General features: G+C 62.2%; 29 protein-coding genes and 1 pseudogene. 19 read left to right on the top strand and 11 right to left on the bottom strand.

Annotated features, from left to right (window positions below):
- Window positions 1–75 precede the first annotated feature (75 nt).
- The 3 genes from IV89_RS05610 to miaB form a co-directional block, all read right to left on the bottom strand.
- Window positions 76–387: a hypothetical protein gene (locus IV89_RS05610; protein WP_005849430.1), complete on the bottom strand. Its 312-nt coding sequence runs from the start codon at window positions 385–387 to the stop codon at window positions 76–78.
- Between the two features lie 15 nt (window positions 388–402).
- Entirely contained in the window at window positions 403–978 is a 576-nt protein-coding gene (locus IV89_RS05605) for an OmpA family protein (RefSeq protein ID WP_005849431.1), read from the bottom strand.
- 220 nt (window positions 979–1198) lie between these two features.
- On the bottom strand, window positions 1199–2518 hold the full coding sequence (gene miaB / locus IV89_RS05600; RefSeq protein WP_037944700.1) for a tRNA (N6-isopentenyl adenosine(37)-C2)-methylthiotransferase MiaB: 1320 nt from the start codon (window positions 2516–2518) through the stop codon (window positions 1199–1201).
- A gap of 114 nt (window positions 2519–2632) precedes the next feature.
- Here miaB and IV89_RS05595 point away from each other — a divergent pair, with 114 nt between their 5' ends.
- Window positions 2633–3508 (top strand): glycosyltransferase family 2 protein, encoded by an 876-nt coding sequence (locus IV89_RS05595; RefSeq protein WP_037944702.1) that lies wholly within the window; start codon window positions 2633–2635, stop codon window positions 3506–3508.
- Window positions 3509–3550: 42 nt separating this feature from the next.
- On the opposite strand, the gene irrA is transcribed toward IV89_RS05595, so the two are convergent.
- Window positions 3551–3970, bottom strand: a complete 420-nt coding sequence (gene irrA / locus IV89_RS05590) for an iron response transcriptional regulator IrrA (protein WP_005849434.1) — start codon at window positions 3968–3970, stop codon at window positions 3551–3553.
- A gap of 193 nt (window positions 3971–4163) precedes the next feature.
- Between irrA and fabA the strand changes: the two genes are divergently transcribed.
- The 3 genes from fabA to IV89_RS05575 all read left to right on the top strand — a co-directional run bounded on the left by fabA (window position 4164) and on the right by IV89_RS05575 (window position 6881).
- On the top strand, window positions 4164–4673 hold the full coding sequence (gene fabA / locus IV89_RS05585) for a bifunctional 3-hydroxydecanoyl-ACP dehydratase/trans-2-decenoyl-ACP isomerase (protein ID WP_005849435.1): 510 nt from the start codon (window positions 4164–4166) through the stop codon (window positions 4671–4673).
- A gap of 177 nt (window positions 4674–4850) precedes the next feature.
- A complete protein-coding gene (gene fabB / locus IV89_RS05580; RefSeq protein ID WP_005849436.1) occupies window positions 4851–6080 on the top strand; it encodes a beta-ketoacyl-ACP synthase I in 1230 nt (409 codons plus the stop codon).
- A gap of 9 nt (window positions 6081–6089) precedes the next feature.
- Window positions 6090–6881, top strand: a complete 792-nt coding sequence (locus IV89_RS05575) for an enoyl-ACP reductase (RefSeq protein WP_037944703.1) — start codon at window positions 6090–6092, stop codon at window positions 6879–6881.
- A gap of 116 nt (window positions 6882–6997) precedes the next feature.
- Here the strand turns inward: IV89_RS05575 and IV89_RS05570 are convergent, their stop codons facing one another.
- Both IV89_RS05570 and IV89_RS05565 read right to left on the bottom strand, forming a co-directional pair.
- Entirely contained in the window at window positions 6998–8110 is a 1113-nt protein-coding gene (locus IV89_RS05570) for an N-6 DNA methylase (protein WP_037944705.1), read from the bottom strand.
- 96 nt (window positions 8111–8206) lie between these two features.
- The gene (locus IV89_RS05565; protein ID WP_005849439.1) at window positions 8207–8635 is read right to left on the bottom strand and encodes a peptidylprolyl isomerase; all 429 of its coding nucleotides are present in this window, start codon (window positions 8633–8635) and stop codon (window positions 8207–8209) included.
- Between the two features lie 183 nt (window positions 8636–8818).
- Between IV89_RS05565 and IV89_RS05560 the strand changes: the two genes are divergently transcribed.
- The 9 genes and pseudogenes from IV89_RS05560 to IV89_RS05520 all read left to right on the top strand — a co-directional run bounded on the left by IV89_RS05560 (window position 8819) and on the right by IV89_RS05520 (window position 16962).
- On the top strand, window positions 8819–9505 hold the full coding sequence (locus IV89_RS05560) for a haloacid dehalogenase type II (RefSeq protein WP_037944706.1): 687 nt from the start codon (window positions 8819–8821) through the stop codon (window positions 9503–9505).
- Window positions 9505–10329: an alpha/beta hydrolase gene (locus IV89_RS05555; RefSeq protein ID WP_037944707.1), complete on the top strand. Its 825-nt coding sequence runs from the start codon at window positions 9505–9507 to the stop codon at window positions 10327–10329. Before IV89_RS05560 ends, IV89_RS05555 begins: the two co-directional genes overlap by 1 nt.
- Window positions 10326–11297, top strand: coding sequence for a threonine/serine dehydratase (locus tag IV89_RS05550; protein WP_037944708.1), 972 nt, complete (start codon window positions 10326–10328; stop codon window positions 11295–11297). Before IV89_RS05555 ends, IV89_RS05550 begins: the two co-directional genes overlap by 4 nt.
- Before the next feature lie 21 nt (window positions 11298–11318).
- Complete coding sequence (gene pcaD, locus IV89_RS05545) at window positions 11319–12107, top strand: 3-oxoadipate enol-lactonase (RefSeq protein ID WP_037944709.1); 789 nt, start codon at window positions 11319–11321, stop codon at window positions 12105–12107.
- Window positions 12100–12810: an alpha/beta fold hydrolase gene (locus IV89_RS05540; protein ID WP_037944710.1), complete on the top strand. Its 711-nt coding sequence runs from the start codon at window positions 12100–12102 to the stop codon at window positions 12808–12810. The genes pcaD and IV89_RS05540 overlap by 8 nt, the downstream gene beginning before the upstream one ends.
- A gap of 3 nt (window positions 12811–12813) precedes the next feature.
- A complete protein-coding gene (locus IV89_RS05535) occupies window positions 12814–14139 on the top strand; it encodes a lyase family protein (protein WP_037944711.1) in 1326 nt (441 codons plus the stop codon).
- A 25-nt stretch (window positions 14140–14164) separates the two neighbouring features.
- Window positions 14165–14431, top strand: a pseudogene (locus tag IV89_RS05530) (MFS transporter); the annotation flags it as partial.
- A gap of 143 nt (window positions 14432–14574) precedes the next feature.
- A complete protein-coding gene (locus tag IV89_RS05525; protein WP_037944713.1) occupies window positions 14575–15666 on the top strand; it encodes a zinc-binding dehydrogenase in 1092 nt (363 codons plus the stop codon).
- Window positions 15667–15729: 63 nt separating this feature from the next.
- The gene (locus tag IV89_RS05520) at window positions 15730–16962 is read left to right on the top strand and encodes a mandelate racemase/muconate lactonizing enzyme family protein (protein ID WP_037944715.1); all 1233 of its coding nucleotides are present in this window, start codon (window positions 15730–15732) and stop codon (window positions 16960–16962) included.
- A gap of 45 nt (window positions 16963–17007) precedes the next feature.
- Here IV89_RS05520 and IV89_RS05515 read toward each other — a convergent pair whose 3' ends face one another.
- Window positions 17008–18231, bottom strand: coding sequence for an acyl-CoA dehydrogenase (locus IV89_RS05515; RefSeq protein ID WP_005849449.1), 1224 nt, complete (start codon window positions 18229–18231; stop codon window positions 17008–17010).
- A 98-nt stretch (window positions 18232–18329) separates the two neighbouring features.
- Here IV89_RS05515 and IV89_RS05510 point away from each other — a divergent pair, with 98 nt between their 5' ends.
- The gene (locus tag IV89_RS05510) at window positions 18330–19223 is read left to right on the top strand and encodes a LysR substrate-binding domain-containing protein (protein ID WP_037945092.1); all 894 of its coding nucleotides are present in this window, start codon (window positions 18330–18332) and stop codon (window positions 19221–19223) included.
- A gap of 108 nt (window positions 19224–19331) precedes the next feature.
- On the top strand, window positions 19332–19688 hold the full coding sequence (locus tag IV89_RS05505; RefSeq protein WP_005849451.1) for a hypothetical protein: 357 nt from the start codon (window positions 19332–19334) through the stop codon (window positions 19686–19688).
- A 98-nt stretch (window positions 19689–19786) separates the two neighbouring features.
- Here the strand turns inward: IV89_RS05505 and IV89_RS05500 are convergent, their stop codons facing one another.
- Window positions 19787–21343, bottom strand: a complete 1557-nt coding sequence (locus tag IV89_RS05500; protein WP_037944716.1) for a bifunctional metallophosphatase/5'-nucleotidase — start codon at window positions 21341–21343, stop codon at window positions 19787–19789.
- Between the two features lie 169 nt (window positions 21344–21512).
- On the opposite strand from IV89_RS05500, the gene IV89_RS05495 reads away from it, so the two are divergent.
- Genes IV89_RS05495 through IV89_RS05485 form a run of 3 tightly spaced genes read left to right on the top strand, consistent with a single transcriptional unit; the run spans window position 21513 to window position 23331 of the window.
- Window positions 21513–21860 carry a DUF952 domain-containing protein gene (locus tag IV89_RS05495; protein ID WP_037945094.1) on the top strand — a complete coding sequence of 116 codons (348 nt, stop codon included), beginning with the start codon at window positions 21513–21515 and terminating at the stop codon, window positions 21858–21860.
- Complete coding sequence (locus tag IV89_RS05490; protein WP_037945096.1) at window positions 21860–22291, top strand: DUF1330 domain-containing protein; 432 nt, start codon at window positions 21860–21862, stop codon at window positions 22289–22291. The genes IV89_RS05495 and IV89_RS05490 overlap by 1 nt, the downstream gene beginning before the upstream one ends.
- On the top strand, window positions 22288–23331 hold the full coding sequence (locus IV89_RS05485; RefSeq protein ID WP_037944717.1) for a quinone-dependent dihydroorotate dehydrogenase: 1044 nt from the start codon (window positions 22288–22290) through the stop codon (window positions 23329–23331). Before IV89_RS05490 ends, IV89_RS05485 begins: the two co-directional genes overlap by 4 nt.
- Before the next feature lie 67 nt (window positions 23332–23398).
- Here IV89_RS05485 and IV89_RS05480 read toward each other — a convergent pair whose 3' ends face one another.
- From IV89_RS05480 to IV89_RS05470, 3 genes are read right to left on the bottom strand one after another with little or no spacing between them, the layout of a single operon-like run.
- Complete coding sequence (locus IV89_RS05480; RefSeq protein ID WP_037944718.1) at window positions 23399–24763, bottom strand: MATE family efflux transporter; 1365 nt, start codon at window positions 24761–24763, stop codon at window positions 23399–23401.
- Window positions 24756–25268, bottom strand: a complete 513-nt coding sequence (locus IV89_RS05475) for a PaaI family thioesterase (RefSeq protein WP_037944719.1) — start codon at window positions 25266–25268, stop codon at window positions 24756–24758. Before IV89_RS05475 ends, IV89_RS05480 begins: the two co-directional genes overlap by 8 nt.
- The gene (locus IV89_RS05470; RefSeq protein ID WP_037944720.1) at window positions 25265–25687 is read right to left on the bottom strand and encodes a PaaI family thioesterase; all 423 of its coding nucleotides are present in this window, start codon (window positions 25685–25687) and stop codon (window positions 25265–25267) included. Before IV89_RS05470 ends, IV89_RS05475 begins: the two co-directional genes overlap by 4 nt.
- Window positions 25688–25801: 114 nt before the next feature.
- Here IV89_RS05470 and IV89_RS05465 point away from each other — a divergent pair, with 114 nt between their 5' ends.
- Window positions 25802–26179, top strand: coding sequence for a MerR family DNA-binding transcriptional regulator (locus tag IV89_RS05465; protein WP_005849459.1), 378 nt, complete (start codon window positions 25802–25804; stop codon window positions 26177–26179).
- Window positions 26180–26198: the final 19 nt, after the last annotated feature.

Raw genomic sequence — 26198 nt, 5'->3', positions numbered from 1 at the left:
CCCTTTGAGCCGACAAAAAAGGGCCGGAGCGTAAAACGCGCCGGCCCGATCCTATGTGCAGGAGTGGTCGCAAGATCAGTTGGGATCTCGGACGCGCGAGCCGCCTTTGAAGTCGCCCGCCGTATATGTGGGCTGGGCCACGCCAGAGCAGACCGGCTTGCCGTATTTGTCCAGTCGCTGGCTCAGGTAGCCTTCGACGCCATCGTCGATGATCCAGTGGTCGCAGCCGTTGGGATCGACCCAGATGCCGGCCTGAAGCTGGCTCAGGTGCTTTTTGTCAAAGCCACGGTCGACGGTTTTATCGGCGGGATAGCCCCGGCCTTCGTAGTCAGCGCAGGCACCCAGTGTCAGGGCGCAGGCGGTGACCATCATAATCTTAGCTTTCATCACGTTACTGTCCCCTTAGCGAATGCAGATGATTTCGACGCGGCGGTTCTTGGCCATACCGCCCGCTGTGCCATTGGACGCCGCTGGCATCCGTTCGCCATAGCCGCGGACATCCGCAATGCGGGCCCCCGATTGCTGGGCGATGCTGGCAACCGCATTGGCACGGTTCAGCGACAGCTTCATGTTATAGGCATCCGACGCGCGGCTGTCTGTGTGCCCGCTGATGATATAGGACACGGCACCCGTGGTCTTGAAGAATTCAGCCAGACGGGCGCGGCCCTGCGGGTGCACACGGTAGCTGTCGGTGTTGAAGAACTGGTCCGTATTCATCACGCCGCAGACGTTACCCCGGCGGCAGACCGGAATACCCTGACGGGTGACATGCGGTGTCATATAGCCTTCGGCACCGTCATCCATGACCCAATGTTCACACCCATCGGGGTCAACCCAGATCGTTGGAATATACTGGCCCTTGTCGCGGCCCTGTTGAGATCTTGTTTGTGCATCGGCAGCAGATGCCTGAAGCACGAATGTTGCGGCAATCATCGTGCCCGCAAACAGCCGTAGCCCCTTGGAAATTGTATTAAACACAGCCCTCGTCCTTTTCTTACTGTCCCCCGGTCGGAAGACCCACAGATACCCCAGGCACCACGGTCGTCCGCTATATGTTGTGAGATTAAGAGGTAAACGCGCTTCTGTGAAGCGCGAATGCGGCCATATTTACTATATTACTGCCACACTTACGCCATTTTCCGGCCATTGCAGTCGTTTTGGTCTACAATCATTGCGGGCAAATCGCGACCGGTGACACCTAAATCTGACGTGCCGTCAGCGAATTGGTTTTGGCGTCAACGATTCTGACGCGAACAACGTCGCCAATTTCGGCCTGCGCCTCGTCGATATGCACAGAGTGGAGGTATTCGGATTTCCCCACCATCTGCCCCGCCTCGCGGCCCGTTTTTTCGACAAGAACAGAAACATCGCGCCCCACCATGCTGTTCTGGATCTCGCGCTGTTGACCGGTGATCAGCCCTTGCAAGCGCTGCAGGCGTTCGTCGGCTATGGCGGGTTCTACCTGCGGGCGTTCGGCGGCGGGGGTGCCGGGACGGGTCGAGTATTTGAACGAATAGGCGTAGCCGTATTTCACCTCGCGGACGAGTTCCATCGTGGCTTCGAAATCTGCGTCGGTTTCTTCGGGGAAGCCGACGATGAAATCACCCGACATCACGATATCGGGGCGCGCGGCGCGGATGCGTTCGATCAGCCGCAGATAGCTTTCGGCGGTGTGGCTGCGGTTCATCCGCTTGAGGATACGGTCCGAGCCGGATTGCACGGGCAGGTGCAGATAGGGCATCAGCTTGTCGATCTCGCCATGGGCGGCGATCAGCGCGTCGTCCATATCGTTGGGGTGGCTGGTGGTGTAGCGGATACGCTCTAGCCCGTCGATCTTGGCCAACTCCTTGATCAGGCGGGCAAGCGTGTAATCCGCCCCCTCTTCCCCCACGCCGTGATAGGCGTTGACGTTCTGACCCAGCAGGGTGACTTCGCGCACGCCGCGTTCTACCAGTTCGCGCGCTTCGGTCAGCACGCGGGTCGCGGGGCGCGAGACTTCGGCCCCGCGGGTATAGGGCACCACGCAGAAGGCGCAGAATTTGTCGCAGCCTTCCTGCACGGTCAGAAACGCAGAAGGCGCACGCGTCGCTTTGCCGCGGCCTTTCAGCTTTTCGAATTTATCCTCTTCGGGGAAATCCGTATCAAGCGCGGTTTTGCCAGAGCGCACGCGCGCCTCCATCGCGGGAAGTCGGTGATAGGATTGCGGCCCCACGACCAGATCGACGGCCGGCTGACGGCGCATGATCTCTGCCCCTTCGGCCTGCGCCACACAGCCTGCGACGCCAATCTTCAGATCGGGGTTCAGTTCCTTAAGAGGCTTCAGGCGGCCCAGTTCGGAATAGACTTTTTCTGCTGCCTTTTCACGGATGTGACAGGTGTTCAGCAGGATCATATCGGCGTCAGCTGCGGTCTTTGTCTCGACGTAGTTATCGCCCAGAGACTCGGCCATACGTTCACTGTCGTAGACATTCATCTGGCAGCCGTAGGTCTTGATGAACAGCTTTTTTGGCGCGGTCATGGCAGGGTCCGTTGATCAAAGGTGCAAAAGCGCGGTCTAACAGCGCCAGCGTTCTCTTGCAATGCGTCCCGATTTGACAGATTTAAGGCACAGTACAAATAGAGCCGGGGTGTCATGCAGTACCGCAGTCTTGACCATTTTATCAGTGACAGCAAAGCGGTGCTGAGCAAGGGGCCCATTGCCCTCATCATGGTCGAGGACGCGATAGAGATCGAGACGACGCTGCGCCACCACCAGCAGCTTGGCTTTGCCACCGTTGTCGCCTTTATGCCCGCCAGCTTCGCGCTGGCCCGTGATGTCGCCGAAAGCAAAGGCGTGCTGCGCGTGGACTACGACATGGACCGCGAGGGCGCGCTGGAAAATGCCGTAAACGCCGTGATCGAGGCGGCACCGGGGCAATGGCTTTATACCTGCTACAACGCCGAATATCTGTTCTACCCTTTCTGCGAAACGCGCACCGTGGGGGAGTTGCTGGCCTTTCACACGGAAGAGCGCCGCGATGCAATGCTCACCTATGTCGTTGATCTTTATGCAGATGATCTAGGTGCCGCCCCGAACGCGGTATCGCTGGACAACGCCTTTCTGGACCGGTCCGGCTATTACGCGCTGGCGCGGCCTGACGGCACGCCGGACAACCACCCCAAAGAACGGCAACTTGATTTCTTTGGCGGATTGCGTTGGCGGTTCGAGGAACATGTGCCCGCCGCAAGGCGCAAGATCGACCGTATCTCGCTGTTCCGCGCCAAGCCCGGCTTGCGGATGCGGGACGATCACACCTTCACGGATGAAGAATACAACACCTACGCCTGCCCGTGGCACCACAATATCACGGCGTCGATCTGTTCTTTCCGCACGGCCAAGGCGCTCAAGTCCAACCCGGGCAGCAGGGATCGTATCGCCAGCTTCAAATGGCACAACTCCGCGCCGTTTGAATGGCATTCTCGCCAACTGCTGGATCTGGGGTTGATGGAACCGGGGCAGTGGTTCTGAACGCAGGGGACCGGTAAAAACCGTGCCCCAGACCGAACAGCCCTAACCCTTGCGGCGCAGACGGATCACCACATCGACCGAGGCGATCTCGGCCCCTTCGGGGGCGTCGGGCAGTTGCGCGATCACCAACTGGTCAGAGGGCGCATCGGACAGGCGTGCCTCGTCCTCCCAGAAAAAATGGGGGTGATCATGGGTGTTGGTATCGAAATAGCTTTTGGACCCGTCAACCGTGACTTCCTGCATCAGCCCCGCGTCGCAAAAGGCGCGCAGGGTGTTGTAGACTGTTGCCAGCGACACGGCATCGCCCTGCCCCTTGGCCGCGTCAAACAGGCTTTCGGCGGTGACATGGCGGTGCTGACCATCGCCTACCAACAGATGCGCCAGCGTCATGCGCTGCCGCGTGGGGCGCAGGCCCGCCTTGGCAAGCCACTCAGAACTGATCTGCTGTGTTGTTTGGGTCATTGGCTATAAGTCCCTCTCATGCGCTATATATAAGGGGCAATGGGGGCGGTTTTCAAACGGAAATCCGGAAACTCTTGCCAGCGCCGCCTTTCGCCGTCGCGTAAATGTGGTGTGCCTGCGCCCTTGCGGGCCTGCGGCGCGCAATGCTAAACCTGCCGGGATTTGAAATTCAGCCCTCAGGAGCCGCGATAATATGGCCGACTACCCCACCAGCTTTGACAAAGAAGCCCTGCTCAAATGCGCCCGTGGCGAGCTTTTCGGCGAAGGCAACGCGCAGCTGCCCGCCCCGCCGATGCTGATGATGGACCGGATCACAGACGTCTCCGCCGATGGCGGTGCCCATGGCAAAGGCCACATCACTGCGGAATTCGACATCACGCCGGACCTGTGGTTCTTTGACTGCCACTTCCCCGGCAACCCGATCATGCCCGGCTGCCTTGGCCTGGATGGTCTGTGGCAGCTGACCGGCTTTAACCTGGGCTGGCGCGGCTGGCAGGGGCGCGGCTATGCGCTTGGCGTGGGCGAAGTCAAACTGACCGGCATGGTACGCCCTGACCGCAAGATGCTGACCTACAAGATCGACTTTACCAAAGCGATCCAGACCCGCCGCCTGACCATGGGCGTTGCCGATGGCATCGTCGAAGCCGACGGCGAAGTGATCTATCAGGTCAAGGACATGAAGGTCGCGCTGAGCGAGAGCTAAGCCCACCCGTCAGATCATCGCTCGGATCACCTTGCTGATCATCCAGACAGACTGATGACTTGATTTGTCGCCCCATAGGCGGCAAACGGGAAACGAACGTGCGGCCCCGCGACAAGCGTGCGGGCCGCGCAGCATCAAGAGGGCACCCGCCCCACACAGATCAAGGGAGTGCAGCCCATGCGCCGCGTCGTCGTCACAGGATTGGGAATTGTCTCGTCCATCGGAAACAATGCAGAAGAAGTTCTGGCATCGCTGAAAGACGGGACCAGCGGCATCGTCGCCAGCCCCGAAATGACAGAGCACGGCTTTCGCAGCCGCGTTGCAGGGACGCTCAAGATTGATGTGGCCGACCACATCGACAAACGCGCGCTGCGTTTCATGGGCGGCGGTGCGGCTTATGCCTATATCGCCATGCAGCAGGCCATCGCGGATGCGGGCCTGAGCGAAGACCAGATCAGCAACCCGCGCACCGGCCTTGTGGCGGGCTCTGGCGGGCCGTCGACATCGGCGCTGTTCACCGCGCACAACGTGGTGCGCGACACCGGCGCGACCAAGCGGATCGGGCCGTTCGCCGTGCCGAAATGCATGTCCTCCACCGTCAGCGCGAACCTGTCCACCGCTTTCAAGATCAAGGGCATCAACTATTCCATCACCTCGGCCTGCTCTACCTCGCTGCATTGCATCGGCAACGCGGCGGAACAGATCATGCTGGGTAAACAGGACGTGATGTTCGCTGGCGGCGGCGAAGAGCTTGACTGGACTCTGTCCTGCCTGTTCGACGCCATGGGCGCGATGAGCAGCAAATATAACGACGCCCCCGAAACCGCGAGCCGCGCCTTTGACGCCAACCGCGACGGGTTCGTCATCTCGGGCGGCGGCGGCATGCTGGTGCTCGAAGAGCTTGAGCACGCCAAGGCGCGCGGTGCCACGATCTATGCCGAAGTCACCGGCTATGCGGCGACATCCGATGGTCATGACATGGTGGCCCCGTCCGGCGAGGGCGGCGAACGCGCCATGCGCTTGGCACTGGAAACCCTGCCCGAGGGCCGCAAGGTCGGCTATATCAACGCGCACGGTACCTCCACACCCGTCGGCGACGTGGGCGAGATCGAAGCGGTCCGTCGTGTCTTCGGCCAAGGCAGCACGCCTCCCGTCAGCTCGACCAAGTCGATGACCGGCCACGCCCAAGGCGCCGCCGGCGCGCTAGAGGCGATCTTCTGCCTGCTGATGCTCAAGAATGACTTTATCGCCAAATCCATCAACGTCGTTGATCTGGACCCGAAACTGGACCCGTCCGAAATCGCGCTGGAGCGTGTGGACAATGCCGGTCTGGATTCGGTGATGACCAACTCCTTCGGGTTCGGCGGCACCAACGGATCGATGATCCTTTCCAAATTCCAAGAGTAAGGGCAGCAGATGTCAGACATGCTTAAAGGAAAACGCGGCCTGATCATGGGTGTCGCGAACGAACGCTCCATCGCTTGGGGCATTGCCAAGTCGATGGCTGAAGCCGGTGCGGAACTGGCGTTCACCTATCAAGGCGAGGCCTTTGGGAAGCGTCTCGAACCTCTGGCGCAGAGTGTAGGGTCGGACTTCATGGTCGATGTCGATGTCACCGACGACGCCTCGCTTGATGCCGCGTTCGAGCAGTTGGGCGCGCGTTGGCCCACGATCGATTTCGTCGTCCACGCCATCGCCTTTTCCGACAAGTCCGAGCTGACTGGCCGCTTCCTGAACACCAGCCGCGCGAACTTCAAAAACTCGATGGATATCTCGGCCTATTCCTTCATCGAGATCGCCCGCCGTGCGCACCCGCTGATGGTCGAGAATGGCGGCACCCTGCTGACGCTGACCTATATGGGATCAAACCGCGTGACGCCCAACTACAACGTCATGGGCGTGGCAAAGGCCGCACTGGAAAGCGCCACCCGCTATCTGGCGAATGATCTGGGCCCCGAAGGCATCCGCGTCAACGCGATCAGCCCCGGCCCGATGAAAACGCTTGCCGGTGCCGCGATTGGCGGGGCGCGCAAGACCTATAAACACACCGACACAAACGCCCCCATGCGCGCCAATGCGACGTTGGAAGCGGTTGGCGGGACAGCGGTCTATCTGGCCTCGGATGCCGGTGCTTGCACAACGGGCGAGATCATCCGCGTGGATGGCGGGTTCCATGTGCTGGGGATGCCGCAGGCGGAGAACCTTTAACGGTACTGGCGGACCGGGGCGCTGCCACAAAGTTCTATTTACGGGGCTCTGCCCCGGACCCCGGGATTTCAGACCATTTGGAAATGGCGCGGCGCGTCTGGAAAGGGCCGTCGCGTTTAGCGCAGGGGCGGGGTTTGGTAGAGCCAGACCTTCATACCGCCGTGGGCGATAGCAGCGCCTTGGGGTTTCCACGGCAGGCCGGTTGCTTTGGCCAAGGGCGGCTCGGACGTGACAAGACCGACGCGCCAGCCTTTAAAGCGGGTCAGCAGCGTTTGGCCGAGCGTGCCATACAGCGGATAAAGCAGTTTCTTGTTGCCGATGCGCCCGCCGTAGGGCGGGTTCACCATGACAATGCCAGGTGGGCTGTCGGGCGGGGACAGCTCCCCCGCGGCATGGTTTTCGAAGGTCACGGCATCGGCCACCCCGGCCCGTTCGGCATTCATACGGCTCATCCGGACGGCACCCGCGTCACGGTCAGAACCATAGAAACGCAGCGGCGTGGATGTGGCGGGGGTGTCGCGCATGGCGGCCCATTGGTCAGCATCAAAGCTCGCGAGGTCTTCGAAAGCGAAATGGCGCGAGCGGCCGGGGTTGAGGCCCATGGCGATCTCGGCCGCCTCGATCACGAAGGTCCCCGAGCCGCACATCGGATCGACCACCGTCTCGGTGCCCGTGTACCCCGCCTGACGCAACATCAGATAGGCCAGATTTTCGCGCATCGGCGCTTTGCCCACGGCTTCCTTGTGGCCGCGTTTGTGCAGCGCATCGCCCGAGGTATCGAGGCTGATGGTCACCACATTGTCGTCGATCCGGACCTTGAGCACGAGAGCCGCCTCGGGCGAAATCGTAACCCCGAGGCTTTCGCGCAAGGCGGTTTCAATCCGCTGAGTCGCGGCACCGGCGTGATAGATTTTAGAGGCTTTCGTGGTCACCTGCACCCGCAGCGGCACATCGGCGCGCAGCACATCGCGCCAGGGGAACTTGCGCGCGCGTTTGTCCAGCTGCGCCAGATGGAACGCCATGAAGGACCCGATCCGCGCCAGCACGCGCGAGGCACCGCGCAGTTGCAGGTTCGCGCGCCAGACCTCGGGCCAGCCGCCCTGCACCGTGATCCCGCCGGGCGAGGCCACAGGATTGGCAAAGCCTTTCTCTGTCACCTCGGCGAGAAGCATGTCTTCCAGACCGGGGGTGGCCACGATAAAAATGTCGAAGGTGTTTTGACTGTCCATAACCGCTGCTTACTGCGCGGCGCGCGAGGTTTCGAGCGGTTTCTTAGGACAAGACAGTCCGGCGCGATCAAAAGCGCCGGACTGTATGGGCCTGGTTCAGGCGATTTTTACCAGTTCGATGTCGAACTGCAGGTCTTTGCCCGCCAGCGGGTGGTTGGCGTCAAGGGTCACAGTGGCGTCGTCAACCTCGACAACCATCACCGGCATCGCCTGCCCGTCCGGGGTTTGCATCTGCAGCTGCGTGCCAATTTCCAGCGGGATATCCGCAGGGATGCCTTCGCGTGGCACGGCCTGACGCATCTCGGGGTTCACATCGCCGTAGGCCTCTGCGCTGCCGATCTTGACGACTTTCTTGTCGCCGACTTCCATGCCGGGCATCGCGCTGTCGAGGCCGGGGATGATCTGGCCGGACCCGACCGTGAACTCCAAAGGCTCGCGCCCTTCCGAGCTGTCGAAGGTGCTGCCGTCAAGCAGGGTACCAGTGTAGTGAATAGCAACAGTATCGCCGGATTTAACCTGCGTCATAGAAAGCTCCGATCCATAAAGGGAAAATACAGGAGGCCGCGTATCTGCGCGGGTGCTCCGGGTTCGGCGCGCAGTGTTTCAAGCCTGCGTCCTGTCGTAAACCCCCATGAGGCCAGTTTTTCGGCCTTTTCTGTCGTGACGGGTCGTGACAGTCTTGCGGAAGAAATATTCAGGGGGGAAATCATGGCGATTACAACATGCGTGTTCGACGCATATGGCACCTTGTTCGATGTGGCCGCAGCCGCACGACAAGCCGCGTCAGAGCCGGATTTTGCAGCAATAAAAGACAGCTGGCCGCAGGTCGCCGAACATTGGCGGCAAAAGCAGCTTGGCTATTCCTGGCTGCGCGCTGTCACCGGGGCCCACGACGATTTCTGGCAGGTCACCCAAGAGGGTCTGGACTGGGCACTGGAAAAGACCGGAAACGATAACGACCCTGCCCTGCGCGAGCGCCTGCTGGCGCTTTACTGGGAGCTTCAGGCCTTCCCCGAAGTACCCAAGATGCTGAAAACGCTGAAGGAAGCTGGGCTGAATACCGCGATCTTGTCGAACGGATCACCAGCCATGCTGGACGGTGCGGTTTCCTCCGCCGGTCTGGGTGACACGCTGGATGCGGTGCTGTCGGTGGAAAGCGTCGGCGTCTTCAAACCACATGCGAAAGTCTATAAACTGGTCGGTCAGCGCTTTGGCTGCGCGACCTCAGAGGTGTTGTTCGTCTCGTCCAACGGTTGGGATGCGGCGGCGGCGACAGGCTTTGGCTTTACCACCGCCTGGGTCAACCGCGCGGGAGAGCCGATGGACCGGCTGCCGTGGCAACCGGCCCATGTGCTGCAGGACCTCAACGGCATCCCAGAACTGGCAGGCGTATAATGGCTCATTTCACCACATCCGACGGGCTATCGCTCTATTTCACTGACGAAGGGGCGGGTCTGCCGATTCTCTGTCTTGCAGGATTGACCCGGACCACAGCGGATTTCGACTATGTCACCCCCCATCTGAAGGGCGTGCGGCTGATCAAGATGGACTATCGCGGGCGCGGGCGCTCTGACTTCGACCCTGACTGGTCACACTATTCCCCCCCTATTGAATGTCGTGATGCGCTGGAACTGCTGGATCATCTTGGCATCGACAAGGCCGCCGTGCTTGGCACTTCGCGCGGGGGGCTGAATGCATTGGGGCTGGCCAAGGGAGCCAAGGGTAGGTTGCTGGGCGTGGCCTTTAACGACGTTGGCCCGCATATTGACCCGCAGGGGCTGGATTTCATCATGGGCTATATCGGCCGCAACCCTGCTGCCAAGACCCATGCCGAAGCCGCCGCCGCCATGCCGCGTGTGTTTCCCGAATTTGACGACGTGCCCGACAGCCGGTGGATGGAAGAGGCGCAAAAGCATTACACCCAGACCGAAAGCGGCTTGCAGATCACTTATGACAAGCACCTGCGCGATGCGGTGGCCAAGGCGTTCTCTGCCCCCTCCCCCGACCTGTGGCCGTTCTTTGACGCGCTTGACGGGCTGCCGATTGCCTGCATCCGTGGCATGGCGTCCAATCTGCTGAGCGAGGAAACCTTGCAAGAGATGGAACGCCGCCGCCCCGATATGGTGGTCGCGCGGGTGCCGGGACGTGGGCATATTCCGTTTCTGGACGAACCAGAGGCGGTTGCGGCCTTGAACGAATGGATCGGGAAGATGCAATGAATATCGATATGATCCGCGCGGCAGCGCGGCGGCTGGAGGGGCACGTGCGGCGCACGCCTTTGCTGAACTCTCCGTTTCTGGATGACATCGCGGGGCGGCGCGTTTGGGTCAAGCCCGAGTGCCTGCAACACACCGGCAGCTTCAAGTTTCGCGGCGGCTGGTCGGCGGTGTCGGCTCTGGAGCCCTCCGTACGCGCCAAGGGGGTCATCGCCTTTTCCAGTGGCAACCACGCCCAAGGTGTTGCCTATGCGGCCAAGCTGCACGGGGTGCCTGCGGTGATCATCATGCCCGCCGACGCCCCCCGTCTGAAGATCGCCAACACCCGCGCGCTTGGGGCCGAGGTCGTACTTTATGACCGCATGACCGAGGACCGCGACGCCATCGGCGCGGCTATGGCGGAGGAACGCGAATTGACATTGATCAAGCCTTTTGACGACCCGCTGGTCATTGCCGGACAGGGGACAACGGGGCTCGAGATCGCGCAGCAGGCCGCCGACGCGGGGATCGCCCGCGCCGATGTGATTGCCTGCTGTGGTGGCGGGGGGCTGACCTCTGGCATTGCGCTGGCGCTTGAAGCCGAGGCACCGGGGCTGCGCGCGCGCACCGCCGAGCCCGAAGGCTTTGACGATGCCGCGCGGTCGCTCGCCGCAGGAGAGATCACGCGCAACGCCGCCCTTGGCGGGTCGATCTGCGATGCCATCGTCACGCCGCAACCGGGCGATCTGACCTTTCCAATCCTCAACCGGCTTTGCGGCCCCGGCCTTGTGGTCAGCGACGCAGAGGCTCTGCGGGCGATTGGCCATGCGTTCAACCGTCTCAAACTTGTGGCCGAACCCGGCGGGGCTGTGGCCCTTGCCGCCGCGCTGTTCCGGCAAGACGAGATCGACGGCGACGATGTGATCGTCACCATTTCGGGCGGGAATGTAGACAGTGATATATTCTCGCGGGCGCTTGCCACGCTTGACTGACGCCCCACAGGAGGTTCTGACATGAAGATTTTCGATACCGGCGACGTGCGTCTGCACTACCGTGTGGATGGCCCCGAGGATGGTGCGCCTGTGGTCTTTGCCAACTCACTGGGGACTGATCTGCGCCTGTGGGATCCGATCCTGCCGCTGCTGCCCAAGGGTCTGCGCATCATCCGCTTTGACAAACGCGGGCATGGGCTGTCGTCCTGCCCGCCTGCGCCCTATGCGATGGGGGCGCTGATTGGCGATACGGAAAAGCTGCTGGATCATCTGGGCGTAAAGGGCTGCGTCTTTGTCGGGCTGTCCATCGGCGGGATGATCGCCCAAGGGCTCGCCACTAAGCGGCTGGACCTGATCCGCGCCATGGTGCTGTCCAATACCGCCGCCAAGATCGGTACCAAGGATATGTGGGCGGACCGCGTGCGCGCCGTGCAAGACAGCGGGATCGAACCGATGGCAGACACCATCATGGAACGCTGGTTCGCCGCCCCCTTCCGCGCCACGCCCGAGCTTGAGCTTTGGCGCAATATGGTCGTACGCCAACCGGCCGAAGGCTATGCTGGTTGCTCTGCCGCGATTTCGGGGACGGATTTCTATACCCCCACGGCGGCGCTGCGCCTGCCGGTGCTGGGGATCGCGGGCTCCGAAGACGGGTCCACCCCCCCTGATCTGGTGCGCGAGACCATCGAGCTGATCCCGGGATCGAAGTTCAAGATCATCCGCAAAGCCGGCCACCTGCCCTGTGTCGAACACCCAGAGGAGTATGCAGCGCTGCTCACCGAGTTTTTGCAAAGCGTTGGCCATGTCTGACATCCTTTTGGTCCACGGCTCGTGCCACGGCGCGTGGTGCTGGCGCGATCTGATCCCTGCGTTGCAAGAATTGGGCCACAGCCCCCGTGCGATTGATCTGCCCAGCCACGGCGACGACACGACGCCGGTCAACGCGGTCACGCTCGACAGCTATGCCGATGCGGTGCTTGCGGCCTCTACCCCCGATACGGTGGTGGTGGGTCATTCGATGGGCGGTTTTGCCATCGGGGCGGCGGCACAGAAAGAACCAAGCGCCATGGCGCGGCTGATCTATCTATGTGCCTACGTCCCTGCGGCGGGGCTGTCGCTGGCCGAGATGCGCAAACAGGCCCCGTCACAACCGCTGATGCCCGCTGTGCGCCTCGCCCCCGACGGCAAAAGCTTTACCCTTGATCCCGCGATGACAGAGGCGCTGTTCTATCACGACTGCCCGCCGGATGTTGCAGGTTTTGCCGCACCGCGCCTCTGCGCGCAGGCCGTGGCCCCGACGATCAAGCCTCTGGCGGATACTGCCCGTGCGGACGCCATGCCACGCAGCTATATCCGCTGTATGGACGACCGCACCATCCCGCCCGCCTATCAGGTCACGATGACGAAAGACTGGCCAAGCGCGGATGTTCATGAGATGGCCTGCGGGCATTCACCCTTCTTTACCGATCCCGCCGGTCTGGCGCGGATCATTGACGACATTATCCCGAGGTAACCCATGGCCGCCAGCGTCTTTGACAGCCCCCTGTTCGCACAGCTTTTCAACACCGGTGACGCAGGCCGCCTGTTCTCGGACAGCGCTGCGATCCGCGCGATGCTGCTGGTCGAAGGGGCGCTGGCCAAGGTGCAGGGCAGCCTTGGTATCATCCCCGAGATGAGCGCCGCCGCGATCCACCGCGCCTCTCTCGAGATACAGGTCGACCCCGGGGCGATTGCGGCCTCTACCGGAGAAAACGGCGTGTCCGTGCCGGGGCTTCTGGCGCAGTTCCGCGCCGAGATGCAGGCACCGGAATTTGCCCAGCACGTCCATTGGGGCGCGACCAGTCAGGACATCATCGATACCGCGCTGATGCTGCGCCTGCGTCAGGCGCTCAAGCTGGCGGAAACCGATCTGCGCGAGATCATCGCGGCCCTTGCAGCAGGTGCCGAACAGCACCAATCCCTGCCGATGCCTGCCCGCACCTATGGCCAGCACGCCACCCCCACCAGCTGGGGCGCGGTGCTGGCGGAATGGGGCATGCCACTGTGCGATGCGCTCGACCAGCTTGAGGCGCTACGCGAAGGGTCGCTGTTCGTGTCCCTGTCGGGGGCAGCGGGGACGAGCTCTGCCCTTGGTCCCAAGGCTGCCGAGACCCGCGCGCAGCTGGCCCAAGCGCTTGGGCTGCAAGACCCCGGGCGCAGCTGGCATGTGGACCGCGGCCCCGTGCTGCGCATCGCCGATTGGCAGGGCCGCGTGATGGCAGCGCTGGCGCATATCGCGCAAAGCACGCTGGCGCTGACCATGACCGAAACCGCCGAGCTTGCCCTTGGGGCGGCAGGCGCATCGTCGACCATGCCGCAAAAACAGAACCCCGTGGGGCCCTCGGCGATTGTCGCCCTCGGGCACCAGTTCACCGGCCAGCGCGCCACGCTACAAGCCGCCGCGGCGCATCAGCATCAGCGTGATGGCGGCGCGTGGTTCGCGGAATGGATGGCCGTGCCTCAGCTTGCACTGAGCCTTGCCGCCGCGCTGAACCACACAAAAAGCCTTGTCGCGGGGCTGACGCCGCACCCTGTGAAAATGCGCAGCGCGCTGACAGACGGGCTGGGCCTGATCCACGCCGAAGCGCTGAGCTTTGCCCTAGCCGAAACGATGCCCCGCCCCGAGGCCCAGAAAATCACCAAACAGCTTTGTCAGGATGCGCTGGCCAAACAGGTGCCGCTGGCCGATCTGGTCCACGCGGATTACCCCGACTTGGCCGAGACCCTTTTCGACCCGTCAACCCAGATGGGACAGGCCCCCGCAGATGCAGCCGCCTTCGTGGCCCGCGCGCGTGCGCTGTAACCACCCGACCGGCGCGCGATAGCCCATGCGTCCGGCGGTCATATTTATCATCCTGACCGTCATGATCGATGCCATGGGCATTGGTCTGATCATCCCTGTGATGCCGGACCTGATCGCGCAGGTCCAATCCGCCGATCTGTCACGCGCCGCGCTGTGGGGCGGTGTGTTGGCGACGACATTCGCGGTGATGCAATTCCTGTTCAGCCCGCTGGTGGGCAGCCTGTCCGACCGCTTCGGGCGCAGGCCGGTGCTGCTGACCTCGCTGAGTGTGATGGCGCGGGTGGTCGCCTTGGTGCTCTTCCGGCGCGTGCGTATAAATCCCGCGTATGTGGACTGACATAACGTAAGGCTGAGCCAGCGCGGCGCATATAGGCTTGCGGGACGGGGCAGAGCTTGCCACCCTTCCCTAAATTCACGCGCCCGGAAGGACCCGTTATGCCGTTGATCAAAGCCGCCGTTTGCCATGAATTTGGTGCTCCCCTGAAAATCGAAGACGTAGAACTCCGTGCCCCCGAGGGGGCCGAGGTCGAGGTGACGCTGGATGCCGTAGCGATCTGCCATTCGGACATCTCCTTTGCCAGTGGGGGCTGGGGCGGATCGCTGCCCGCGGTCTATGGTCACGAGGCCGCGGGACGGGTGAGCGCTGTGGGCGACAGGGTAAGCGGCGTCGCGGTCGGGGATAGCGTTGTGGTCACGCTGATCCGCGCCTGCGGCAGCTGCCCCAACTGCGCCAGCGGTCGTCCTGTGATCTGCGAAACCCCCTATGACGGCGACACCGGCCCGCTGAAAACCAAGGACGGCGGCAAGCTGCATCAGGCCATGGCATCCGGTGCCTTTGCCGAAAAAGTCGTTGTGGATCAGGCGCAGGTCGTCAGGATCAGCGCCGATATTCCCAAGGATGCCGCCAGCCTGATCGCCTGCGGGGTGATCACCGGCGTCGGTGCCGTGGTCAATGCTGCGCAGTTACGGGCCGGTCAGGACGTCGTGGTCATCGGTGCCGGTGGCGTCGGGCTGAACGCCATTCAGGGCGCGCGCATCGCCGGGGCCCGCCGCATCGTCGCCGTGGATATGAGCGCGGAGAAGCTGGAGATCGCCAAGGAGTTCGGGGCCACCGATGGTATCCTTGGCACCGAAGACAAACCCTGGGGGCAGTTGGAACAGGCGATTGGCCGCAAGGGCGTGGATGCGGTGATCGTGACCGTTGGGGCGATCCCTGCCTATAACGACGCACCGAAATACCTTGCCGCGGGGGGGCGCGTGGTCATGGTCGGCATGCCTCATATCGGCGACGGCGCGACCTATGACCCCGGCACATTCGCCGCAATGGGTCAGGGCACGGTCGGCTCCAAAATGGGCGACGTGGTGATCCAGCGCGATATTCCGTGGATGGTCGATCTATATGCCCAAGGACGGCTGAAACTGGACGAGCTGATCTCGGGGCGGTGGTCGCTGGAGCAGATCAACGACGCGATCGAGGATACCAAGACCGGTGCCGCACGGCGCAATGTGATCCTGTTTGACCGCTAGCGCCACGGGGGCCAGCCCCCGTACCCCCGGGATTTTGAACCATTTGGAAAAGAGGATCACGCGATGAAATTGCAAGATCTTGAGGTTATCGTCACAGCTCCCCCTGCCCCCGGTTGGGGCGGGCGCTATTGGATTTTGGTCAAGCTGACCACGGATACAGGGATAGTCGGCTGGGGCGAATGTTATGCGGCGTCGGTTGGGCCGCAGGCCATGCGCGCGGTGATCGAGGATGTTTTCGCACGCCACATGCAGGGCGAGAATCCCGAAAATATCGAGCTGATGTACCGCCGCGCCTATTCATCAGGCTTTACGCAGCGACCCGACCTGACCGTCATGGGCGCATTTTCGGGGCTGGAAATCGCCTGCTGGGATATTCTGGGCAAGGATCGGGATCGTCCGGTCTATGCCTTGATCGGCGGCAGGATGAACGAACGCGTGCGGGGCTATACCTATCTTTATCCGCTGCCGCATCACGATATGACCGCTTTCTGGACCTCGCCCGAGATGGCGGCGGAATCGGCGCTGGACTGTGTGGCGCGGGGCTATACCGCGATCAAGTTCGATCCGGCGGGGCCCTATACCATGCGCGGCGGGCATATGCCGGCGATGACCGACATCTCGCAATCTGTCGCCTTTTGCAAAGCGATCCGCGCGGCGGTTGACGACAAGGCCGATCTGCTGTTCGGCACCCACGGGCAATTCACCACCGCAGGCGCAATCCGTTTGGGGAACGCCATCGCGCCCTATAGCCCGCTGTGGTATGAAGAGCCAATCCCGCCAGATGCCGTGGAGCAGATGGCCGCCGTGGCGCGGGCCGTGCCGATCCCTGTCGCGACCGGAGAGCGGCTGACCACCAAGGCCGAATTCGCGCCTGTGCTGCGGTCTGGGGCAGCCGCGATCCTGCAGCCTGCCTTGGGCCGTGTCGGTGGTATCTGGGAGGCCAAGAAGATCGCCGCCATGGCAGAGGTCTATAACGCGCAAATCGCGCCGCATCTTTATGCGGGTCCAGTGGAATGGGCGGCCAATATCCATCTGGCAACATCGATCCCGAATGTCCTGATGTGCGAATGTATCGAAACGCCGTTCCACGACCAGTTGATCAAGAGCACGATCAAGGTGGAGGACGGGTTTATCAAAGCCCCCACCGCAGCCGGTTTGGGCATAGAGGTGGACGAGGCATTGGCCCGCGCGCATCCGTATACCGGCAACGGGCTGCACCTGGAAATGCAGGAAGCGCCTTGTGATTACGTCAACGGGAATGCGTTTGAAGGGGGGGCACCGTCGGTCAAATCCTGACGGGTCCGGTGGTATGAGGGGGCCGAAGCCCCCTCTGCCAGAGATTTAGAAGAACGCCTGCAGGCCGGTCTGGGCGCGGCCCAGGATCAGCGCGTGCACGTCATGCGTGCCTTCATAGGTGTTCACCGTCTCGAGGTTCATCATGTGGCGGATCACCTGGAATTCGCCGCTGATGCCGTTGCCGCCGTGCATGTCGCGGGACATGCGGGCGATGTCCAGCGCCTTGCCGCAGTTGTTGCGCTTGACGATAGAAATCATTTCCGGCGCGGCGTTGGCGTTGTCCATCAGACGGCCCACTTGCAACGAGGCTTGCAGACCAAGCGCGATTTCGGTCTGCATGTCGGCAAGTTTCTTTTGGAACAGCTGCGTCTGCGCCAGCGGCTTGTTGAACTGTTTGCGGTCCAGACCGTATTGACGCGAGGCGTGCCAGCAGAATTCAGCGGCCCCCAGTGCGCCCCAGCTGATGCCATAGCGGGCACGGTTAAGACAGCCGAACGGGCCTTTCAGACCTTCGACATGAGGCAGCAGGGCATCTTCGCCGACTTCGACGTTGTCCATCACGATCTCGCCTGTGATCGAGGCGCGCAGCGACAGTTTGTTGCCGATCTTGGGCGCGGACAGACCCTTCATGCCTTTTTCAAGGATGAAGCCGCGGATCTTGCCGCCGTGCTCTTCGGACTTGGCCCAGACCACGAAGACATCCGCGATCGGCGCGTTCGAAATCCACATCTTGGAGCCGGTCAGCTTGTAGCCATTGGCGGTTTTCACCGCACGGGTTTTCATGCCCGCAGGATCAGAGCCCGCATCGGGTTCTGTCAGGCCAAAGCAGCCGATGAATTCGCCGCTGGACAGTTTGGGCAGATACTTCATGCGCTGCTCTTCCGAGCCATAGGCGTAGATCGGGTACATGACGAGGCTGGATTGCACGGACATCATCGACCGATAGCCGCTGTCCACACGTTCCACTTCGCGCGCAACCAGACCGTAAGAGACATAGTTGCCGCCCAAGCCGCCGTATTGTTCGGGCACGGTGACACCCAGAAGGCCCATGTCGCCCATCTCGCGGAAAATCGCAGGATCGGTGGTTTCATTGGCGAAAGCGTCGATCACGCGGGGCTGCAGCTTTTCCTGCGCATAGGCGCGCGCGCTTTCCTGGATCATGCGTTCGTCTTCGGTCAGCTGTTCGTTCAGGCGGAACGCATCCGCCCAATCAAAGCTGCCCATGTCGGGGGCGTCTTTGGCTTTCAATACGGGCAATTCGGTGCTCATGGTATGTCCTCCTCGGGGTTCGGATTTGGGCGCAGTATTGCAAAGCCCGGCGGCAATGACTATCGCTGGTTACTCCTGAACCTATGAGTCAAAGTCATATGATCGCCCCGCGCCGCTTCCTTCCGTCGGTCAACGCCCTGCTCGCATTCGAGGCAGTGGCACGCCTGGGCAGCGCCACATTGGCGGCGCAGGAACTGTCCCTGACGCAAAGCGCGATCAGCCGGCAGCTCAAGACGCTAGAGGCGCAGTTGAATGTGGCGCTGCTGGATCGCCAGGGGCGTCAGCTGGTGCTGACAGAGGCGGGAAAAAGCTATGTAATTCAGGTGCGTGACGTGTTGAACAGGCTGGCTCAGGCATCCATCACCGCGCGCACGAACCCGATTGCGGGGGCGCTGAACCTTGCCATTCTGCCGGGGTTCGGGATGCATTGGCTGGCCCCGCGGCTGCGCGACTTTGCCCAGTCCCACCCGGAGGTGACGGTGAACCTCAGCACGCGGCTGCATCCGTTTTCCTTCCAGAACAGCCCCTTTGACGCTGCAATACATTTTGGCAAGGAAGACTGGCCCGGCGTGCGCTATTTGCCGCTGATGCCCGAGACGGTGGTCCCCGTCTGCGCGCCCGAGCTGCTAACCGAACCGCTGGAGGATCCCAGCCAGATCCTGCGCTATGCGCTGCTGCATCTGGATACCCGCCCGCGCGGCTGGTCGCGGTGGCTGAGCGCGCTTGGTGTCACGCAAGAACCCCCAGCCGGCATGATGTTCGACCAGTTTTCTACCATGGCGCAGGCGGCGGTGCACGGGTTGGGCGTGGCGCTGCTTCCTACCTTTTCCGCCGAGCCCTATCTGCGCGACGGGCAGCTTGTGCTGGCATCAACGCAGACGACACAGAGCATCGGGAATTACTACCTCGTCTGGCCCGAGGACCGTGCCGAAACCGCGGCCTTGCAGTCGTTCAAGACGTGGCTCGACGGGCAAACGGGTCAGGTTCTTTAGCATAGGCCAAGGTTCTGAAGCATATCCGCCCTATTTCCGCCGCAATCCTGCATTAGCACACCCTTCATCAGTTTTAGGGGGGGGCCCCTTTTGAAAGGGAGCATGGATATGCCAATTTCACTTACCAAACTCATTTCTGCGGGCGCGACAGCGGTCACACTTGCGGCTGCCACCGCAGCGACCGCGCAAACCCACGACGTCGTGATCTTTGACGACGCCTTCTTTCCTGCCGTGATCTATGTCGACGCCGGGGACGAACTGCGTTTTGTCAACAACGCCAGCGCCGCGCGCAACGTCAGCGCGGGCGACGGATCGTGGTCATCCGGCACGCTGGAAACCGGCAGCAGCTTTAGCCAAACGGTAGAGGCAAACAGCCAAGTGACCTTTATCGGCACATCGCTTGGGGAAAACCCCAAAAGCTACTCCGGCGAGATCAGCTTTGACCCCGCACCGCTGAGCGAGTGATCGGGTCCATCCCTGCGATTGTCGCAGGTGCTTGAAATACAAACGGCGCGCCCCTGTTTCCAGCGGCGCGCCGTTTCGCGTTGATATGGCGACTTGGCTTACTTCACCGTGATGCGGCCATCGGTATAGGGCGTATAGGCCCCGTTGGCGGCGATGAATTCAGCCGTCACATCCGCCAGATCGGGTCCGTAGTCATAGGCGTTCTGCGCAGAGGTAAACGGCGCATAGCCGTCGCCGCCATTGCGCACATAGTTGTTGGACACGACGCCATAGGTCTTTTCGGGGTCAAGCGGCATGCCGGATACGGTGACATCGCTGATACGGCTGCCCGGCTCGGCGCTGGTGTCCACGGTAAAGGTCATGCCCGCCACTTGCGGGAAACGACCTGCGACCTCTTCGATCTGGCTCACGCCATTTTCCAGCGCCTCTACCAATGCCGCACCGGTGACCTGAAAGGTCGAAAGCGTGTTCTGGAAAGGCAGCACTGCCAGCACTTCGCCCATGGTCACCTCTCCGGCGTCGATGGAAGAGCGCAAGCCGCCGCTGTTCTGGATCGCGACCTCGATCCCCTGATCCGCCACACGGGCCAGCATCGCATCGGCGACGAGGTTGCCCATCTGACATTCCTGCACGCGGCAGACCGACCGGTCGCCCTCGATCGGCTCGGTGGTTTCGGCGACGACCTTGCTGCGCAGTTCTTCCAACGGTTGGGCCAGCTCGCCGATACGGGCGACGGTGGTCTCGTCCTCTGCGACGCCTGCGTCGATCAGGATCGGATCGCCCGACGCTTCCTTGATCTTACCCTCGTCATCGAAGGTCACGTTCAGCTCGCCCAGATATTTACCGTAGGCATAGGCCTGCACGATCGCCGTATCCTTGACCATCGTCGGATAGGCCCCTTCGGCTTTCTCATCGGTATTGGACAGCAGCGTATTGGTGTGTCCGCCGACGATCACATCAACGCCTGTGGTATTCTCGGCGACCATCTGGTCGACCCCATAGCCCGAGTGGCTGAGCACGATGATCTTGTTGATACCCTGCGCGGTCAGCAGATCGACCTCGCCCTGCACGGCAGCCACGGAATCGGTGAAGACGACGTTGTCTCCGGGGCTCGACAGTTCGTGGGTGTCTTCGGTGGTCAGTCCGATCAGGCCGATCTTTTCACCGCCACGCTCGATCACGGCAGATTTCGCCAGCTTGTCCGCCAGCAGCGGTTCGGCAGAGACATCGGCATTCGACATCAGGATGGGAAAGTCGATCGCCTCCATGAAACCGGCAAGCACTTCGGGGCCATCGTCGAATTCGTGGTTGCCCACGGTCATGCCGTCATAGCCCAGCATGTTCATCATCTCGGCTGCCATCTTGCCCTTGTAGTGGGTGTAGAACAGCGAGCCCTGAAACTGGTCCCCGCCGTCGACCAGCACATAGTTGTTGGTGCGCGCCTTGGCGTCCTTGATCGCGTTGACCAGCCGTGCCGTCCCGCCAAAACATTCACCGGCGGTATTGTCCTCGGCGGAACAAGGGCCATCGTATTTGCTGATCGGTTCAAACCGCGCGTGGAAATCATTGGTGTGCAGGATGGTCAGACTATAATCCGCCGCTGCCATGCCCGAGGTCAGCGCAAGCGCTGCCGTGGCTGTCAGGAATCGTTTCATGATGGGTCCCCCCTTTGGGTTGAATTATGCACCTATGGTGACCCCCAGTTTGCCCCCTTGTCAAAGACCATCTGAGCGCAAACCCGCCCTTCCCCAAGGTCACCGCCCTGCGCTGCGGCAAAGCGCACAGCCCTTGACCGTTTGCACCGACCAAGGCATCACAGCGGCTATGTTGATTTACAAAATTTTTCGCTCCGATGAATGGCAGGCCCTGCGCCGCGACGGCTCTACCACGGGCGCGCCGGTTGATGTCGCCGATGGCTATGTGCATTTCTCGACCTCTGAACAAGCGGCTGAAACGGCTGCGAAACACTTTGCCGGTGAGGCAGACCTGTTTCTTCTGGCCGTAGAGACCGACCGCCTTGGTGATGCGCTGAAATGGGAGGTGTCGCGCGGCGGCGCCGAGTTCCCGCATCTGTACCGCATGCTCATGCTAGAGGATGTGGTTTGGGCCCAGCCCCTGCCCTTGCTGAACGGGGCGCATGAATTTCCCGCTGGCTTTAAGGAAGCTGAATGATGACAGGATATATCGACCCGGATCGCGCACAGTTCGACGCCTTCAAGGGGCTGGACCGCGACACGCCGCTGAACATGGTGAACCTTGTCAAACTGCGCGACAAGGCCGCCTACCCCGACGATCACGCGCTGGCCGCCAAGGCGCTGACAGGGGCGCAAGCCTACAGGAATTACGGCGCGGAAAGCGGTCCGGTGCTGGCGGATGTCGGCGGATCGATCCTATGGCGCGGCCAGTTCGAGGTGACGCTGATCGGCCCCTCGGACGAGGATTGGGATGTGATGTTCATCGCGCAATACCCCAACGCCCACGCCTTTTTGCAGATGATCTCGGACCCGCGGTACAAACAGGCTGTGGTTCACCGTCAGGCCGCGGTTGTGACATCGCGCCTGATCCGCAGCGCACCGCTGCCTCTGACGGATGAATTTGCATGAAGCGCATGGCCGAGCAGCTGGGGCTGCGCGCCCTGCATCAGGTTGACCCCGAAACGGCCCATGGTCTGGCAATCACCGCACTGCGGCTTGGCTTGGCCCCGACACCCGGTCCGGTCACATCGAAACGGCTGAAAACCTCGCTTGCCGGGATGAGCCTGCCCAACCCTGTCGGCCTTGCTGCGGGGTTTGACAAGAACGCCACCGCCGTCGCGCCGCTGTCCAACGCGGGTTTCGGCTTTATCGAGGTCGGGGCCGCTACGCCCCTGCCCCAACCCGGCAACGACAAACCCCGACTGTTCCGCCTGACCGAGGACCGCGCGGCGATCAACCGCTTTGGCTTCAACAACGAAGGCATGCAGGCGATCTGCACGCGTCTGGCGCGCCGTGGCGCGGGCGTGCCCGTGGGGCTCAACCTTGGAGCCAACAAGACCAGCACCGACCGCGCCGCCGATTTCGCCCGCGTGATGGAGCTTGCTCGCGATCACGTGGATTTTGCCACGGTCAATGTATCCTCGCCCAATACCGAAAAGCTGCGTGACCTGCAGGGCAAGGCCGCCCTCGCAGCACTTCTGGCCGGCGTGATGGAGGTGCGCGGCGATACGCCCGTGTTCCTGAAAATCGCCCCCGACCTCACCGAGGCGGAGATCGCCGATGTGGCCGAGGTCGCCAATGACGCAGATGTGGCCGCGATCATTGCGACGAATACAACGCTGGACCGCACCGGCCTGAAGAACGCGCAGCGTGACCAGATGGGCGGGCTGTCGGGCGCGCCCCTGTTCGAAAAATCCACGCGCGTGCTGGCGCGCCTGTCGACGCTTACCGATATTCCGCTGGTGGGCGTCGGGGGCATCGGCTCGGCCGAGGATGCCTATGCCAAGATTTGCGCAGGCGCTTCGGCGGTGCAGCTTTATACGGCGCTCGTCTATGGCGGGCTGTCACTGGCAGCGGATATCGCCAAGGGGCTCGACAAACTGCTGAAGCAGGACGGGTTCGATACCGTGGCCGATGCCGTGGGCAGCAACCGCAGCGCCTGGCTTTGACAGGACGCCCCGGCGGAGATCGGGGCGCGATCCGCGCGACTTCACCCCGACCTTGCGCGGGCGGGGCCTATCCCGCCGCACGCTCCAACGCGGGGTAGCGCAGCGCCAGCGTGACCCCACGCGAGACAAAGGACACCAGCAGCGAAATCCACAGCCCGTGGTTGCCCAGCCACGGCACCAGCAGCGCGGCACTTGCACAGTAGATCACAAACGACACCGCCATCATGTTGCGCATGTCCCGCGACCGCGTGGCCCCGATAAAGATTCCGTCCAGCATCCATGACGCCCACCCCAGCAGCGGGGCCGCGACCATATAGGGCAAGAACACCCGCGCCTCTTCGCGCACAAGCGGGGCGGTGGTCATGAGGTCGATGATCATACCCCCGCCCCATGCGAAGCCCACGGTCATCAAGGCACAGGCCAGCAGACCCCAGCCGCTGGTCAGCATCGCGCCCCGTCGCAGGACATCACGCTGCTTGCCGCCCATAGCCCGCCCGACCAGCGCCTCGGCCGCAAAGGCGAAACCGTCAAGCGCAAAGGCCGTGATCATCAGGAATTGCAAGAGCACCTGGTTGGCGGCGAGCTTCACGTCCCCCAACCCCGATCCCAGAAACAGGAACGAGACGAACACCGCCTGCAACAAAAGCGACCGCACAAGGATGTCGCCGTTGACCTTCATCATGTTGATCCAGCGCGGCCCGTCGAACACCTGCGCCCAGTCCCGCCATGCGGGCACTCCAAAAGCTGCACGGCAGAACCACAGCCCAAGTGCCGCACCCGACCATTCCGCCAGAAAGGTCGCGATGGCGACGCCCTGGATACCCCAGCCGAGCCCCAGCACGAACCACAGATCCAGCGCGATATTCAGCCCGTTCATCCACAGTTGCACCACCAGCACCGCACGGGTGCGTTCCTGCGCGATCAGCCAGCCGGTGATCGCGTATATCGCAATCGCCGCCGGGGCGGACCAGACGCGGATCCCCATATAGGACCGGGCGAGGTTTTCGACCTCGACGCTGGCAGGAGAGACCTGAAACGCCGCCCAGAACAGCGGTATCTGCAGCATCACCAGCGCAAGGCCCGCCAGCCCGCCGATCAGCAGCCCGCGTGTCAGCAGTGCCGCGACCTCTGCCGCGTCGTTGTTGCCTGCCGCCTGCGCCGTCAGCCCGACGGTGCCCATCCGCAGAAAGCCGAATACCCAGTAGAGCGATGACAGGATGATCGCGCCGATGCCCACGGCTCCGATCGGGGCCGCCAACCCGATCTGCCCGACGACGCCGGTATCCACCGCGCCCAAGATGGGCACGGTGGCGTTGGAGATAACAATCGGGATGGCGATGTTCAGCACGCGGCGGTGGGTCACCACCTCTTTCGCGGATAGTTTGCCTTGGGCGACGGCGCTGACTTCGCCCTTGGGAATCGCGTCAGTCACGGCGTTGGGGCATCAGGAAATGGCCCGTTGCCTGCGCGAAAAGCTTGCTGCGGTTGTCCTGCCATGCCTCGACATGCACCGAGGCATAGCGCCGCCCCGACCGGTTGATCCGCGCGCGCGCATAGGCATCGCGCGGCAGGCCCGAGCGCAGGTAATCGACGGTAAAGTCGATGGTCTTGGGCAATCGTGGCAAATGCGTTGCATCCATCTTGTCGACGGCCAGCGCACCGGATTCAAGATCCTCCCACAGGTATTCCCAGCTAAGCGTGATGATCGACGTGACCTCAAGGAACGAGGCCGTGGCCCCACCGTGCAGCGCCTGCAACAGCGGATTGCCGATCAGCTTTTCGGAAAACGGCAGAACGCCGGTCAGCTCGTCGCCACGGCGGTCGAACTCGATCCCCAGAAAGCTGATGTAGGGCACGCCGTCCACCAGCGCGCGCAGTGCCGCATCGCGACGCTTTTTGACGACCTGTACCGCCTCGGGTTTGCTCCGTGTGCTCATCGTTTGCCCTCCACCGTGAAACTGCCGGTGGCGGTGGCGACCGGGCTGCCGTCTTCTTCGTCGTGTGCCGTGGCGCGCACAAAGGCGACATTCCGCGTCACGTGATAACATTCCGCCCGCGCCGTGATCCGTTGACCGGGGACAGCCGCGCGCAGATATTCGATGCGCAAATCAATCGTCGCCGTCCCGCCGGGATTGCTGGGGTGGCTCATCACCGCGGCCCCGCAGCAGGTATCCATCAACGCCGACACGGCCCCGCCATGCAAGACACCGGTGCGCGGATCGCCGATCAGCCGTTCATCATACGGCATGTCGATCACGGCGACGCCGCCATCCAGCTCTTGAAGCTCCATCCCCAGGGCACCGCTGTAAGGCAGCGCCGCGATGAACTGCTTGGCGATGCGAAGTTTGTCTGACATTTTTTACTTCCTTGGCGTTATTCTCCCCATATCAACCGAGCGGCCAAGCAAGAGCAACCCCAGTGTTGCGCTTGGAAAGTGAACCGCATAGTTTCCGAACTTGAGGAGACCAAGATGACAGACAAACGCCTGAACTTTAAAGAAATGTGTGCGGAGTTTGACGTCACGCCGCGCACGTTGCGCTATTACGAGTACATTGAACTGCTCCACCCCGAACGCGAAGGCCGGTCCCGCAGCTATGGCGCGCGGGAAATCGCCCGCATGAAGCTGATCATGCGGGGGCGCAAGTTCGGGTATTCGCTGGAAGGCATTCGCCAGTGGCTGCTGATCTATGAAAACGAAGGCACCGAAGCGCAAATGCGGGCGTGGGTCGTGAGCGCGGACCGCCAGTTGGGAGAGCTGGCAGAACAGCGCAAGCAGTTGGACGAAGCCATCGAAGAGCTGCAGAAATCTCGCGACGATACAGAGGCCGCATTGGCCAAGCGCGACTGATATTTGCGTAGCGCCTTGG

The organism is Sulfitobacter sp. CB2047, from assembly GCF_000735125.2.
Lineage (GTDB): Bacteria > Pseudomonadota > Alphaproteobacteria > Rhodobacterales > Rhodobacteraceae > Sulfitobacter > Sulfitobacter pontiacus.
This window is presented reverse-complemented; position numbering and strand designations above follow the sequence as displayed.